Source organism: Frankia gtarii (assembly GCF_025403375.1).
GTDB classification, from domain to species: domain Bacteria; phylum Actinomycetota; class Actinomycetes; order Frankiales; family Frankiaceae; genus Frankia; species Frankia gtarii.
The window spans coordinates 1-13684 of sequence record NZ_JAMPTM010000182.1; the positions used below are offsets into that span (position 1 = coordinate 1).

Below are 13684 nucleotides of genomic sequence, written 5' to 3' on the forward strand. Positions count from 1 at the left end.
CCCCCCGGCCGCGCGACGGCGGGTCCGGCACCGGTGGTGGCTCGGGCCCGGCCGGTTCAGGCCCGGAACAGGGCAGCGGCGACGACGAATCCGGCTCGAAGGAGTCGGTGCCCGCGGCCCGGCACGTTCCGGCCGCCCGGTACGTTCCCGCTGAGAAGTCTGTCCGCGCTGAGAAGTCTGTCCGCACCGACCCGTCCGTTCCGGCGGGGCGGTCCGTGCCCGCCGCCGCGTACGACCCGGCCACCGAGCCGGCCGCCTGGTACACGCCCCGGATGGATCTGTCCGCGCGCGATCACAAGGGCGTGCCGGTTGCGGTGCTCCTGCCTGGCCGCCTTCCCCTGACCCACGCCGGCGCACCCGCTCCCGCCGGCGGCATCGGGGTCACCGGGGACGGCGACCCGTCCACCGGTTCCGACCCGTCCACCGGTTCCGACCCGTCCACCGGTTCCGACCCGTCGACCGGCGACCCGTCGACCGGTTCCGACCCGTCGCCTGGTTCCGAGCCATCAATCGGTTCCGAGCCGTCCACTGGTTCTGACCCGTCGACGGGTGCCGAGCCCATCGCCGCCCCGAGCGTCAGCCCGCGGCCGGCCGTCAGCCCGCTGCCGGACGGCGTCGAGCCGTCTGCGGCGCCGCCCACCATCCCGCGGCCGCGGCCCGAGCCGCACGCCACCGGATCCTCCGGTAGCGGACGTCCCGGGCCGTCGAACCGGCGAGGTGCGCCCGGCTGGCACGGCCTGCTGGGCCGGCGCTCCACGGGCGGCCGGCACGCCACCACCAGCCGCCGTCCCGACACCGGCGCTCGCACCGCCGGCCGCACCGACCGGGGGGAGACCCGATGACCGCCGCCGACCTGCTCCTCGTCGTCATGGTGATCGGCCTGACGGCCTACGCGCTGCTCGGTGGCGCGGACTTCGGTGGCGGCGTGTGGGACCTGCTTGCCCGGGGACGGGACGCGCGGGCCCAACGCAAGCTGATCTCGAACGCGATCGGGCCGGTGTGGGAGGCCAACCACGTCTGGCTCGTGTTCATCGTCGTCGCCCTGTTCAGCGGGTTCCCGCCCGCCTACGGGGTGGTCGGCTCGTCGTTGGAGGTTCCGCTGTCGGCCGCGCTGGTCGGCATCGTGCTGCGCGGCGCGGCCTACGTCTACCGCGCCTATGGTGCCGGTGCGGCGGGCCCCGACCACTGGTGGGGGCATGTCTTCGCGGTGTCGTCCACGATCACCCCGTTCGCGCTCGGGGTGGCCGGCGCGGCGCTGGCCACCGGAGACATGTCGCCGGACGACCCGTTCGCCCCGGTCCGCAGCTCGTTCGGCCTCGTCTGCGGGCTGTTCGCGGTCGCCGCGACGGCCTTTCTCGCCGCGGTCTACCTGTGCAAGGATGCGGCAGCCTCGCCGGCCACCGAACATCTGGTGCCCGACTTCCGTCGTCGCGCCGCCGGCGGGGCCGTGGTGTGTGGCATCCTCGCGCTGATCCTGCTGCCGCTGTTCTGGGACCAGGCCCCCGTGGTGGCGCACCGGTTCGCCGACCGTTCGCTGCTGCTGGTGGTGCTCTCCGCGGTCGGTGGGATCGGCGCGCTGGTCGCGCTGGCGCGTAACCAGTTCGTCGCCGCCCGGCTGGCGGCGGGTCTCGCGGTCGCCGCGATGCTCTGGGGCTGGGCAATCGCCCAGTACCCCGACCTGATCGTGGGGCAGGTGACGGTCGACGACGCCGCGGCCCCGTCGACCAACATCCAGGCGATGCTCTACACCGTCGGCGGCGGTCTCCTGCTGGTCCTGCCGCCGATGATCGTGCTGTACCGGCTGTTCACCCGGCCCGAGCCGGTGGACTGACCCGGTCGGGCCGATGCGCGGCCCCAGGTCGGCCCGGCGGTGCGTCACCGCCGGGCCGATCCAGGGCCGGACGATCCAGCACTGGGCCGTCAACGCGGGTGGACTACGGTCGACGGGTGACGGATGCCCCTGCGCAGGCGCCGGTCACAGCCGAACCGCTGACCCGGCGGGTGCTGGCCGCCGAGGTGTGGCTCGTGCTCGGGGTCTCCTTCGCCGCCTCCGCGCTCTACGCGCTCATCCGCTACGTCGGCGTGCTCACCCGGCCGGGATCCGTCCGTTCCCAGGTTGCCCGGCTGAACACCTCGGCGGCGCCGGGCCGCCCGTGGCTGGATCTCGCCCTGCAACTGGCCGACGTCCTCACCGGGCTGGTGCCCGTGCTGCTGGCCGTGCACCTGCTGGCCCGCCACGGTGGCGGCCGGCGCGTGATCGGCCTCGACGGCCGGCGCCCCGGCCTGGACCTCGCGCAGGGGGCTGCGCTCGCCGCCGGGATCGGCGGCCTCGGCCTCGGCTTCTACCTGCTGGCCTGGCACAGCGGAGCCAACCTCACCGTCGCGCCGTCGAGCCTGCCCGACGTGTGGTGGCGGATTCCGGTTCTCATCCTGAGCGCCTGCCAGAACGGCCTCGCCGAGGAGGTCATCGTCACCGGTTACCTGCTGGTGCGGCTGCGTGAGCTTGGGATCACGCCGGGGCGGGCGCTGGCGACCAGCGCGGTGCTGCGCGGCTCCTACCACCTGTACCAGGGTCTGGGCGGGTTCGCCGGCAACCTCGCGATGGGGCTGCTGTTCGCCCGGCTGTTCCAGCGCAACGGCCGGGTGCTGCCGCTGGTGATCGCCCACTCGCTCATCGACACGGTGGCCTTCGTCGGCTATGTGCTTCTGGTCGGTAAGGTCTCCTGGATCCCCGCCCCGCGCTAAGGTTAACGGCAGGGAAACACAGGTCATCCAGTAGGTGTCCGACGCTCTTCTTCTCGGTGCCGCGGTGGACCATCGGGCGACCACGACGAGGGTCAGGGTGAGCATCGGCTGCCCGGGTGCGGCGTGCGCGCGGTGCGGGACGAATGATGATGAGGAGGACGGGGCGGATGGCCACCGGGGTCCGTGAGATCGAACGCAAGTACTCCGTCGAGTCGACCTTCGTGCTGCCGAAGCTGGGCAGCGTGCCCGGCGTCACGACCGCGCGGACCCGTCGCGCCGTCAGCCTCGAGGCCGTCTACTACGACACTGACGACCTGCGCCTGGCCCGCAACCGGATCACGCTGCGCCGGCGAACCGGCGGTTCCGACGCCGGCTGGCACCTGAAGCTGCCGGTCCGCGTCGGGGAGCGCGACGAGCTGCAGCTCCCGCTCGACGCCGCCGGCGGCACGGTCGACGTGGCCGGCGGCGCCCGGCACACCCCGCCGGCGGAGTTCGTCGATCTGGTGGCGGTGCACCTGCGCGGCGGCGAGCTGCGCCCGGTCGGCCGGCTGCGCACCCTGCGCACCGCCCGGCGGCTGCGCGACGCCGCCGGCGTCGACCTCGCCGAGGTCGTCGACGACCAGGTCTCCGCCCAGACACTCGGCGAGGCGACGGTGGTAAGCACCTGGCGGGAGATCGAGGTCGAGCTCGTCGACGGCAAGCGCGGCCTGCTCGACGACGTCGGCGAGCTGCTGCTGGCGGCCGGCGCGGTCGCGGCGGCGGACTCCTCGAAGCTGGGCCGCCTGCTCGGCCCCGCGCTCGCTGCCGGGCCCGGCCCGGACGTGCCGCCGCCGCCGGGCCGCCCGCGCCGGCGGACCCCGGCCGGCGAGGTCGTGCGTGCCTACCTCATCGAGCAGGTGCGCGCGCTGCTCGCCGCCGACCCCCGGGTGCGGCTCGACGAGCCCGAGGCCGTCCACCGGATGCGGGTGGCCTGCCGGCGGGCCCGCAGCACGCTGCGGACCTTCGCGCCGCTGTTCCCGGCCGAGACGGTGACGTTGCTCGACGGGGAGCTGCGCGACCTGGCCGGTGCGTTGTCCGGCGCCCGTGACGCCGAGGTGCAGATCGCCTACTTCGGCGGCCGGCTGGCCGAACTGCCCGCGGACCTGGTCGCCGGGCCGGTTCACGACGCGGTGAGCGCACATCTCGGGACCGGGATGGCCGCGGCCCGCGAGGAGTCGCTGGCGATGCTGCGCAGCGACCGGTACTTCGCCCTCGTCGCCAGCCTGCTCACCCTCGTCCGCACGCCGCTGACCGGCGCGGCCCGGCGTCCGGCCGGCAAGGTCCTGCCCGACCTCGTCCGCCGCGCCGACCGGCAGCTGGGTAAGAAGGTGACCGCCGCGGCCGGGCTCCCGGTCGGCCACGACCGGGACGAGCTGCTGCACTCCGCGCGCAAGCAGGCCAAGCGGCTGCGCTACGCCGCGGAGGCGGTGGCCCCGCTGTACGGCCAGGACGCGATGGCGCTCGTCGGTCAGACGGAGCGGGCGCAGGAGCTGCTCGGCACCCACCAGGACGCCATCATCGCGCGCGATCTTCTGCGCGGTTGGGGTGTCGCCGCCCAGGCCCAGGGCGACCCCACCGCGTTCACGCTCGGCGTGCTGCTCGGGCTGGAGGAATGCCGCGGCCGGCTGGCCGAACGGGACTTCTTCGACGCCTGGCCGCGGATCTCGGCCGCGAAGCACCGCCGCTGGCTCGACTGAGCCACCCCGGGCCGGGGCATCGGGCGGCCGTCGGGCGGGTAGCCTGCCGTCGATCCGCCGTCGTTCCCGGTGCCGCAGGAGGCTCGCGATGACCACGTCCACCACGCTCCCGACGACGCCGCTGGGTTCGACGGGTATGCGGATCACCCGGGTGGGCTTCGGGGCCTGGGCGATCGGTGGTGCGGGCTGGGCCTTCGGCTGGGGCGCCCAGGACGACGCCGAGGCGGTCGCGGCGATCCGCCACGCCGTCGCGGCGGGGATCAACTGGATCGACACCGCCGCCGTCTACGGGCTCGGGCACTCCGAGGAACTCGTCGCCCGGGCGCTGGCCGACATCCCCGCGGCCGAGCGGCCCTACGTGTTCACCAAGTGCGGCCTGGTCTGGGACGACGCCGACCCGACCGTCCCGCCGGCCCGGGTGGGTGCCCCGGCGTCAATCCGAGCCGAGGTCGACGCCTGCCTGCGCCGGCTCGGCGTCGACCGCATCGACCTGTACCAGCTGCACTGGCCGCCGCAGGACGGCACCCCGATCGCCGACTCCGTCGCAGCGCTGCATGAGCTGCGTGCCGCCGGCAAGATCCGCTCGGTGGGAGCGTCCAACTTCTCCGTCGACCAACTTGAGCAGGCGGCGGAGGCCGGCGGAGTGGATGTGCTCCAGCCGCCGTTCTCCCTGATCGACCGCACCGCCGCCGCGGAGATCCTGCCGTACGCAGCCGCCCACGGCATCGGCACGATCGTCTACAGCCCGATGCAGTCGGGGCTGCTCTCCGGCCGCTGGAGCGAGAAGCGGACCGCCGAGCTGCCGGCCGACGACTGGCGGCGCCAGGCCGCCGAGTTCAACCCGCCGGCCCTGGCGCGCAACCTCGCGCTCGTCGACGTGCTCACCGAGGTGGCCCGTCGGCACGCGACGACGGTCGCCGCCGTCGCGGTCGCCTGGACGCTGGCCTTCCCCGGGGTGAGCGGCGCCATCGTCGGGGCTCGCCGCCCGGACCAGCTCGACGGCTGGTTGCCGGCCGGCTCGCTGACCCTCACGGACGCCGATCTCACCGAGATCGCCGCGGCGGTCGAACGGCTCTCGGCCGGCCGCGGTCCGCTGCGCCCCACCGGCGACGCGTAGCCGTCCGCAGCCGGATCCGGTCCGGGCATCGGGGCCCGGACCGGCTGTCGGCGATGTGGGCCCGATCGTGGGCCGATACGTGGTCTCGGTCGTGGTCGGATCGATACCGCCGTCGATCACCCGTCGGAGTTGCCACGTTTGGGCCACCGGCCGGCCGGTTGGCGCCGCAGGCTGCCCACGCTGGGAAATCCCTGTCAGCTCGACGGATTGTGGGACGACCCGGGTGGACTCGCCCGTGGTCGGACCAGCGGTGTTGTTCTGTTACCGGGGCATGAAGTGGACTTCCTTGCTCGGAGGACTCCCGCGAAGCCCTCCATCCGTGTAGCGTCGTCCCTGGCCGGAGTTCGCCGGTTCGCGTCTCAACCGAGACGCGGCGGAACAACGCCAGGAACTCTTGTGGCTTCCTGGCGTTCGGTCCGGGGCCCGCGCGGTGCGGGTCCTGACTGCACCAGCAGGGAGAACGGCACGTGGCTCAGGGCACGGTGAAGTGGTTCAACTCGGAGAAGGGCTTCGGCTTCATCTCCGTGGACGGCGGCGGCTCCGACGTCTTCGTTCACTACAGCGCGATTGACATGGACGGTTACAAGGCACTAGAGGAGGGCCAGCGGGTCGAGTTCCAGGTGACCCAGGGTCAGAAGGGTCCGCAGGCCGACGCCGTCCGCGTCGTCTGAGCCACGAGAGACTTCACGGTCAGCCCGCCCATCGGGTGCTCCGCTGGGCGGGCTGACCGCTTCTCCGCGTCGTTCCTCGGGTCATGCCGGGGAGTCGATTCCGCGACTGCCCGATCGTGCCGGAGGTCTCGGCGTCCCGACCCTGTCGGGTGTCTCGCCTCGATCGGACAGTTCTCCAGAAGGCCCTTTTTTCCCTGATCAAATGGGAAAAAGCGGTCTTCGGTGTCCCACCGCCGGGACCAGTCGATCCACCTTCCGGCGGGTCGACACGTTATTGCCGATCGGCGTGATTTCGGCGACGGATCGCAGCCGGCACGGTGGCTGTTCGGGCAAAGTCAGGTAACCGCATCCTGGTTCTCCGGCCGCTCGTTCTCGGCCTTCACTTACGGCTTCTTATGGCAGCCAAAGCTTAAAGGTTGCTAAGAAGACGCTTGAAAGCGAATGTGGGGCGCTCTCGCGAGCCGACCAATCGCCGTTCGGCGCGGTTCGGCGCGGATGGCACGCCGATTCGCGGCCGGCCGGGCGCGCCACCGCGCGCGCCGGCCCACCATTCGTGGCGTGGCGATGCCGGGTCAGCCGGGCCCGTCAGCCAGCCGTCGGCGGCGCTGCTACCCGGCCTGCCTGCCCAGCGACGAGCAGCTCGGCAATCTGCAGCGTGTTCAGCGCCGCTCCCTTGCGCAGGTTGTCCCCGCAGAGGAACAGCGCGATCTCATGCGGGTCGTCCGGTGACTGCCGGATCCGCCCCACCCAGGTGGGATCGGTGCCCACCACGTCCGAGGGGGTGGGGAACTCGCCTGCGGACGGGTCGTCCACCACCGCGACCCCGGGGGCGTTCAGTAGCACCGTGCGGGCCTCGTCGCCGGTGACGGGCCGCGCGAAGCGGGCGTGTACCGCGACGGCATGGGTGGTGATCACCGGCACTCGCACGCAGGTGGCCGAGACCCGCAGGTCCGGCAGGCCCAGGATCTTGCGGGACTCGTTGCGGACCTTGAACTCCTCCGACGACCAGCCGCCGTCGCGCAGCGACCCGGCCCAGGGCACGACGTTGAGGGCCAGCGGTGCGGGGAAGGGGCCGAGGCCCTCCTCGCCGATCGCCTTGCGCACGTCGCCGGCCGCCTGGCCGAGCTCCCGCGTCCCGCCGACGGTGGCGAGCTGGTCGTAGAGGGTGTCGATACCGGCCTGTCCGGCGCCGCTGGCGGCCTGGTAGGAGGCGGCGAACATCGACTCCAGGCCGAAGGCCCGGTGCAGCGCACCGAGCGCGACGATCATCGACAGGGTCGTGCAGTTCGGGTTGGCGATGATGCCCCGCGGACGGGCACCGAGCTGGTCGGCGTTGACCTCGGGGACGACGAGCGGGACGTCGTCGTCCATGCGGAAGGCGCCCGAGTTGTCGACCGCGACCGCGCCGCGCGCCGCCGCCACCGGAGCCCACTGCGCCGAGACCTCGTCGGGGACGTCGAACACGGCGACGTCCACGCCGTCGAAGACCTCCGGCGACAGCACCTGCACGGCGACGTCCGCGCCGCGCACCCGCACGGTGCGACCGGCCGAACGGGCCGAGGCCACGGGCCGGATCTCCCCCCAGATGTCCGGCCGCTCGGCGAGCATCGACAGCATCACCGTGCCGACCGCGCCGGTCGCCCCGACCACCGCGAGCGTCGGTCGCCGGCCGGCCTCGTTGCCCGTCATGCCCCATCCTCCAGATAACCCGTGATCAGCGCTGCGCTGTCCGCGATCGTTGCCGTGCCGCCTGCAGTCAGTGTCTTCGGTGTCCTCATCGTCTTCGGTGTCCTCATCGGCCGGTGCCCGCGTAGACGACGGCCCCGCCGTCGGGGTCGCCGAGCTCGAAGGCGCCGTGCACGGCGCGTACCGCGCCCGGCAGGTCGGTGTCGCGCACCACCACCGAGATCCGGATCTCCGACGTGGAGATGATCTCCACGTTGACGCCGGCGTCGGCGAGCGCGCCGAAGAACCGCGCCGACACCCCCGGGTGCGACTTCATCCCCGCGCCGATCAGCGACAACTTGCCGATGTGGTCGTCGTAGAGGGTCCGCTCGAAGCCGATCTCGCTCTGCACCTTCGCCAGCGCCGTCAACGCGGTGCGCCCGTCGGTCTTGGGCAGGGTGAACGAGATGTCGGTGCGGCCCGATCCCGCGACCGAGCCGACCTGGACGATCATGTCGAGGTTGACGTCCGCGTCCGCGACGGCCCGGAACACCGCTGCCGCCACCCCCGGCTTGTCCGGGCAGCCGGCGACCGTCACCTTCGCCTCGCTGACGTCGTGCGCGACGCCGCGGATGATGGCCTGTTCCACGAGCTGTTCCTCCGGAATCTCGGTGACCCACGTGCCCGGCTTCGAGGAGAAGGACGAGCGGACATGCACGGGCACGCTGTAACGACGCGCGTACTCGACGCAGCGGAGCATGAGGACCTTGGCGCCGCAGGCCGCCATCTCCAGCATCTCCTCGTAGGAGATCGTGTCGATGCGGCGGGCGTCGGGGACGATGCGCGGATCGGCGCTGAACACGCCGTCGACGTCGGTGTAGATCTCGCACGCGTCGGCGTGCAGCGCCGCGGCGAGCGCGACCGCGGTCGTGTCCGAGCCCCCCCGACCCAGGGTGGTGATGTCCTTGGTGTCCTGGCTGACGCCCTGGAAGCCGGCGACGATCGCAATCGCACCTTCATCCAGGGCGGCCCGGATCCGGCCCGGTGTGACGTCGATGATGCGGGCCTTGCCGTGCACCGAGTCGGTGATGACGCCGGCCTGGGAGCCGGTGAACGACCGGGCCTCGGCACCGAGAGTGGTGATCGCCATCGCCAGCAGGGCCATCGAGATGCGCTCGCCGGCGGTGAGGAGCATGTCGAGCTCGCGGGCCGGTGGTAGCGGCGACACCTGCTCGGCGAGGGCGAGCAGCTCGTCGGTCGTGTCGCCCATGGCGCTCACCACGACCACTACGTCGTTGCCGTCGCGGCGGGCCTCGACGACACGTTCGGCGACTCGTTTGATGCGGTCTGCGTCGGCAACGGAGGATCCACCGAACTTCGCGACCAGGAGCGCCATGGCAGCCAGGTTACCGAGCGCCGACACCTGCCCGCTCCGCTCGACGGGGATTGCTCGGATGTGACCTGGCCGGATGTCCGCGCAGCGCGGCCGGGGTCCGACCCACCGCGACGCTGTCGTCCCGACGACGGCACGCTGGGCGGATCCGATCCGTTGTGCCAGGGTGACGGCACCGACCGCGTCATATCGACCGCGTACCGCGCGGTTGCATGAGATGGTCCCCGACGCACCAGTCCAGGAAGGACGATCCGCAATGGCAGTCAGCCTCGCCAAGGGTGGCAACGTCAGCCTCACGAAGCAGGCCGCGGAGGCCGGCACCGCCCAGCTCACCGCGCTGAACGTCGGGCTCGGTTGGGATGCCCGCACCACCACCGGCACCGACTTCGACCTTGACGCCTCGGCCATCGGCCTACGGGCGGACGGAAAGGCCCTCAACGACAGCTACTTCATCTTCTTCAACAACCTCGCGTCGCCCGAGGGTGCGATCACCCTGACCGGCGACAACAAGACCGGTCAGGGCGAGGGCGACGACGAGTCCATCATCGTCAACCTGCCGGCGGTGCCCGCCGAGATCGACCGGATCGTCATCCCGGTCTCCATCTACGACGCGGTGAGCCGCAGCCAGAACTTCGGCCAGGTGCGCAACGCCTACATCCGGGTCGTCGACCAGGGCGGCAACGAGCTGGTCCGGTACGACCTGTCCGAGGACTACTCCACCGAGACGGTCGTCATCTTCGGCGAGGTCTACCGCAGCGGCGCCGACTGGAAGTTCCGGGCTGTGGGGCAGGGTCACAACGACCTCGGTGGTCTGGCGCGCGACCACGGCGTCAGCGTCTGAGTCGCGGCCGGCGCGGGCAGTGCGGGCAGTGCGGGCTATGCGGGCCTGGCAGGTCGTAACGCCGGGGCCGATGAGCACCGAGCCGCTGCGCGCGGCCGAGCTGCCGCTGCCCGAACCGGGCCCGGGGCAGGTCCGGCTGCGCGTTGACGCGTGCGGCGTGTGCCGCACCGACCTGCACCTCGCCGAGGGCGACCTCGTGCCGCATCGGTCGCGCACCGTGCCGGGGCACGAGGTCGTCGGCCGGGTCGACGCGATCGGCCCCGGGATCGGGGCGCCCGGGGTGCGCCTGGGCGACCGCCTGGGTGTGGCGTGGCTCGCCTCGACCGACGGGACCTGCATCTACTGCGCCCGCGGCGCGGAGAATCTCTGCCCCGCGTCGACCTACACCGGCTGGGATGTCGACGGCGGGTATGCCGAGTACGTCTGCGTCCGCGCCGACTACGCCTACCGGCTGCCCGCCGGCTACAGCGACGCCGAGCTCGCCCCGCTGCTGTGCGCCGGCATCGTCGGCTACCGGGCGCTGCGGCGCGCGAAGCTGCCCCCCGGCGGCCGGCTGGGCATCTACGGCTTCGGCGCGTCCGCCCATCTCGCCGCCCAGGTGGCGATCGCCCAGGGGGCACGGGTCCATGTGCTGACCCGGTCGGCCCGCGCCCAAGCTCTGGCCCTCGAACTGGGCGCCGCGTCCGCGACCGGTGCGTACGACGCGCCACCCGAGCCGCTGGACGCGGCGGTGCTGTTCGCGCCGGTGGGCGATCTGGTGCCGGTGGCGCTCGCGGCGCTCGACCGCGGCGGCACCCTGTCCGTCGCTGGCATCCACCTCAGCGATATCCCGCCGCTGGTCTACGCCGAGCACCTGTTCCAGGAGCGCGATCTGCGCAGCACGGCCGCCAACACCCGGTCCGACGGTGTGGAGTTCCTCGCCATCGCCGCCGAGCACCGGCTGGCGGTGACGGTGTCGCCCTACCCGCTTGCCGCCGCTGACCGGGCCCTCGCCGACCTCGCCGCCGACCGGGTCACCGGCGCGGCCGTCCTGCTGCCCTGACGGCGCAGGGCTCGGGCCCGGCGCCGGGCGGTCAGGCCGCGCGGGCGGGCAGCCGGCGCAGCAGCACCGTGCCCGCGACGGTGAGGGCCGCGGCTGTCACCACCTCGCGCGGCAGCCGGTGGCGGGCCTCGTTCTGAATCTTCTCGTGGAAGCGGTCGAACCGGTTCGGCCATGGGCTGGAGCCGACGAAGTAACGGCCGACCTTGTCGGTGTCGGGCAGGCAGGCCCCGGTCATGCCGGCGAGAACGGCCAGGCGCCGCCCGGCCGGGGCCGACGCGGTCAGCAGTGCCATGGCGGCAAGCCCGGCGACTCCGTCGCGGCGCGCGATCGGTAGCCACTCCGACTCGGTGTTCGGGCCGGTGCCCCAGTGCGGCAGGGCGTCCATGGCGAGGTGGGAGAGGAATCCCGCGGCCAGAGCGGGTACGGGATGTCGGATCGCCATCCCCACGAAGGCACCCGCGCCGACATGCGAACTGATGATCATACGGTGAACCTCCTGGTGGACGGTGTGGACCGGCCGTCAGCGACGGTCGGTCCCAGCGTGGCCGGCGGGTGGGACGCGCGTCGTGCCGGGTGTGTCGTGCGGACGGGGCCACGCCACAACCGGCTGCCTCTTACGATGCCGCCCGGCTCCGCGTGTCCTGACCGCGGGGGTCGGCATCTGGCCTGGTAGTGGCCCCCACCGTGGTCGTCACGTGGCCTGGAGGAGTGTTCGATAGACCGATGTATCGGGAATATGCACGTGCGAACGCTCCGCTGGATGAGCGTTCCGAGGCGATCGCCGACGCGCGTTCGGACGGTGGTGCCGACGCGCGACCGGACGAGTGCGCGAAAGCGAAGGCGTACGGGATCGCGGAAGCGCGCGCACATGCTCGCGCGAGTGCAGCATGATGGGCACATGGGCGCGCGGCGTAGCATCTGGGTGCATAGCGCAGCAAGGCGTCGCAGATCTATGTACCGATGGTCGATGGCAGCCGAGTCTGATAGCGGAAAGTGATCGCATTCGCGCACGGTGACCGAGGGTAGTGAGGGGGTGTCGGATGATCTCCAGCGGGAAGTTTGGTCCACCCTGGGGCGGGTCACGCCCCAGCGGGACGGGCCCGGATCGTGGGGAGGCACGACGGCACCTGAGCGGCCTGGATGGATAGGCGGATTCGTGGCGTCTGGACCTGTCCCCTGCGCGAGGCCGGTGATCTCGGCGGCGTCCTGCCGCCTGGCGGCGTCGTCTCGGTCGCCTGGCGCCTGGACGGCGGCGCCGGGCGGATCGTCGGCGGGATGCTGCCACGCGGGCATCCGCAGGGCGGCCCGCAGGGCAAGCGGGTCCTGCGCGGGGAGGGTGTCTGGGCGGCCGAGATGTTCCCCCGGGATCGAGAGATCACCGCGGAGCTCGATCTGGTCGAACCCGGTCCCGCGGCCCGCCCCGCCCGGCTGGTCGTGCATGGCCCGGAGCGGGACATCGTCGGCTACGTGGATCAGCCGCGGCTACCCGCGGATCGGTTGGCCCGGCTGACGACCGGCATGCGGCGCGACGCCCGCCAGATCCGGATCCGGGCCGCCGGTCGGATCTGGTGGATCAGGGCGACGAAGGTCTTCGGCGTGCAGGTCGTGCGTGACCACGGCGTGGACGTCTACCGCACCCGCGGCCTGCATGCCGTGTTCAGCGCCGAGGCTGACCACCTTGATGTCAGCATCGTCCTGCTGACCCTTGCCTCGATCCCCAGCTCGACGTACGCGCCCATCCTCGGCTTCTGACCGGCCGGCGGGTCAGGAGGCGTTGACGACCCGGCGTCCCTCGAAGGCACGGCCGAGGGTCACTTCGTCGGCCCATTCAAGATCGCCGCCCATCGGCAGGCCGCTGGCCAGCCGGGTGACCCGCAGCCCCATCGGCCCGATCTGGCGGGCGAGGTAGGACGCGGTGACCTCGCCCTCGGTGTTCGGGTCGGTGGCGAGGATCAGCTCCGTCACCGTGCCGTCGGCCAGCCGCGCGATGAGCTCGCGGATGTGCAGGTCGTCGGGCCCGACGCCGCCGATCGGGTTGATCGCCCCGCCGAGGACGTGGTAGCGCCCGCGGAACTCTCGGGTGCGCTCGATCGCGACGACGTCCTTGGGCTCCTCGACCACGCAGATCAGGGCCTGGTCGCGGCGAGGATCGGCGCAGATCCGGCACAGCTCGGACTGGGCGACGTTGAAGCAGCTCCGGCAGAACCTGACCTTGTCCTTGACCTCGATCAGCGCGGTCGCCAACCGGCGGACGTCGACCGGGTCGGCGGCCAGCAGGTGGAACGCGATCCGCTGGGCGCTCTTCGGGCCGATGCCGGGCAGCCGCCCGAGTTCGTCGATCAAATCCTGGACGATGCCCTCGTACATCGGTGCTCCCGCCTGTCAGCCCAGTCCGGGACGGCCGGGACCGCGCGGCGCCGCGCCGCCGCCAGCCAGCAGCCCGCCGAGATCACCCAGCCCGCCGAGCGCCCCGC

12 protein-coding genes and 1 pseudogene are annotated in these 13684 nt (G+C 72.6%); 9 read left to right on the top strand and 4 right to left on the bottom strand.

Annotation, left to right across the window (positions count from 1 at the left end):
* The 6 genes and pseudogenes from NBZ83_RS22220 to NBZ83_RS22245 form a co-directional block, all read left to right on the top strand.
* Positions 1–842 (top strand): annotated as a pseudogene (locus NBZ83_RS22220) (cytochrome ubiquinol oxidase subunit I); the annotation flags it as partial.
* The gene (locus NBZ83_RS22225) at positions 839–1831 is read left to right on the top strand and encodes a cytochrome d ubiquinol oxidase subunit II (RefSeq protein WP_261570436.1); all 993 of its coding nucleotides are present in this window, start codon (positions 839–841) and stop codon (positions 1829–1831) included. The pseudogene NBZ83_RS22220 and the gene NBZ83_RS22225, both read left to right, overlap by 4 nt.
* 116 nt (positions 1832–1947) lie before the next feature.
* On the top strand, positions 1948–2745 hold the full coding sequence (locus NBZ83_RS22230; protein ID WP_261575723.1) for a CPBP family intramembrane glutamic endopeptidase: 798 nt from the start codon (positions 1948–1950) through the stop codon (positions 2743–2745).
* A gap of 167 nt (positions 2746–2912) precedes the next feature.
* Positions 2913–4481, top strand: a complete 1569-nt coding sequence (locus NBZ83_RS22235; RefSeq protein ID WP_261570438.1) for a CYTH and CHAD domain-containing protein — start codon at positions 2913–2915, stop codon at positions 4479–4481.
* Positions 4482–4569: 88 nt separating this feature from the next.
* A complete protein-coding gene (locus NBZ83_RS22240; RefSeq protein ID WP_261570439.1) occupies positions 4570–5598 on the top strand; it encodes an aldo/keto reductase in 1029 nt (342 codons plus the stop codon).
* 467 nt (positions 5599–6065) lie between these two features.
* Complete coding sequence (locus tag NBZ83_RS22245) at positions 6066–6269, top strand: cold-shock protein (protein WP_018500469.1); 204 nt, start codon at positions 6066–6068, stop codon at positions 6267–6269.
* A 585-nt stretch (positions 6270–6854) separates the two neighbouring features.
* Here NBZ83_RS22245 and NBZ83_RS22250 read toward each other — a convergent pair.
* A complete protein-coding gene (locus NBZ83_RS22250) occupies positions 6855–7958 on the bottom strand; it encodes an aspartate-semialdehyde dehydrogenase (protein ID WP_261570440.1) in 1104 nt (367 codons plus the stop codon).
* Positions 7959–8061: 103 nt separating this feature from the next.
* Positions 8062–9330 carry an aspartate kinase gene (locus NBZ83_RS22255; protein ID WP_261570445.1) on the bottom strand — a complete coding sequence of 423 codons (1269 nt, stop codon included), beginning with the start codon at positions 9328–9330 and terminating at the stop codon, positions 8062–8064.
* 253 nt (positions 9331–9583) lie between these two features.
* On the opposite strand from NBZ83_RS22255, the gene NBZ83_RS22260 reads away from it, so the two are divergent.
* Positions 9584–10168, top strand: a complete 585-nt coding sequence (locus NBZ83_RS22260; RefSeq protein WP_136448448.1) for a TerD family protein — start codon at positions 9584–9586, stop codon at positions 10166–10168.
* 37 nt (positions 10169–10205) lie between these two features.
* Complete coding sequence (locus NBZ83_RS22265; RefSeq protein ID WP_261570441.1) at positions 10206–11210, top strand: zinc-dependent alcohol dehydrogenase family protein; 1005 nt, start codon at positions 10206–10208, stop codon at positions 11208–11210.
* Between the two features lie 31 nt (positions 11211–11241).
* Here the strand turns inward: NBZ83_RS22265 and NBZ83_RS22270 are convergent, their stop codons facing one another.
* Positions 11242–11694, bottom strand: coding sequence for a hypothetical protein (locus tag NBZ83_RS22270; RefSeq protein ID WP_261570442.1), 453 nt, complete (start codon positions 11692–11694; stop codon positions 11242–11244).
* Positions 11695–12350: 656 nt separating this feature from the next.
* Here NBZ83_RS22270 and NBZ83_RS22275 point away from each other — a divergent pair.
* Entirely contained in the window at positions 12351–12962 is a 612-nt protein-coding gene (locus NBZ83_RS22275) for a hypothetical protein (protein WP_261570443.1), read from the top strand.
* A 12-nt stretch (positions 12963–12974) separates the two neighbouring features.
* Here NBZ83_RS22275 and recR read toward each other — a convergent pair whose 3' ends face one another.
* Positions 12975–13577 carry a recombination mediator RecR gene (recR, locus tag NBZ83_RS22280; RefSeq protein WP_261570444.1) on the bottom strand — a complete coding sequence of 201 codons (603 nt, stop codon included), beginning with the start codon at positions 13575–13577 and terminating at the stop codon, positions 12975–12977.
* Positions 13578–13684 lie beyond the last annotated feature (107 nt).

Excerpts from the sequence above, each read along its gene's own strand:
- NBZ83_RS22240 (WP_261570439.1), top strand. The coding sequence starts at position 4,570 with ATGACCACGTCCACCACGCTCCCGACGACGCCGCTGGGTTCGACGGGT.
- recR (WP_261570444.1), bottom strand. The coding sequence starts at position 13,577 with ATGTACGAGGGCATCGTCCAGGATTTGATCGACGAACTCGGGCGGCTG.
- NBZ83_RS22275 (WP_261570443.1), top strand. The coding sequence starts at position 12,351 with ATGGATAGGCGGATTCGTGGCGTCTGGACCTGTCCCCTGCGCGAGGCC.
- NBZ83_RS22235 (WP_261570438.1), top strand. The coding sequence starts at position 2,913 with ATGGCCACCGGGGTCCGTGAGATCGAACGCAAGTACTCCGTCGAGTCG.
- NBZ83_RS22225 (WP_261570436.1), top strand. The coding sequence starts at position 839 with ATGACCGCCGCCGACCTGCTCCTCGTCGTCATGGTGATCGGCCTGACG.
- NBZ83_RS22270 (WP_261570442.1), bottom strand. The coding sequence starts at position 11,694 with ATGATCATCAGTTCGCATGTCGGCGCGGGTGCCTTCGTGGGGATGGCG.
- NBZ83_RS22250 (WP_261570440.1), bottom strand. The coding sequence starts at position 7,958 with ATGACGGGCAACGAGGCCGGCCGGCGACCGACGCTCGCGGTGGTCGGG.
- NBZ83_RS22265 (WP_261570441.1), top strand. The coding sequence starts at position 10,206 with ATGCGGGCCTGGCAGGTCGTAACGCCGGGGCCGATGAGCACCGAGCCG.
- NBZ83_RS22255 (WP_261570445.1), bottom strand. The coding sequence starts at position 9,330 with ATGGCGCTCCTGGTCGCGAAGTTCGGTGGATCCTCCGTTGCCGACGCA.
- NBZ83_RS22260 (WP_136448448.1), top strand. The coding sequence starts at position 9,584 with ATGGCAGTCAGCCTCGCCAAGGGTGGCAACGTCAGCCTCACGAAGCAG.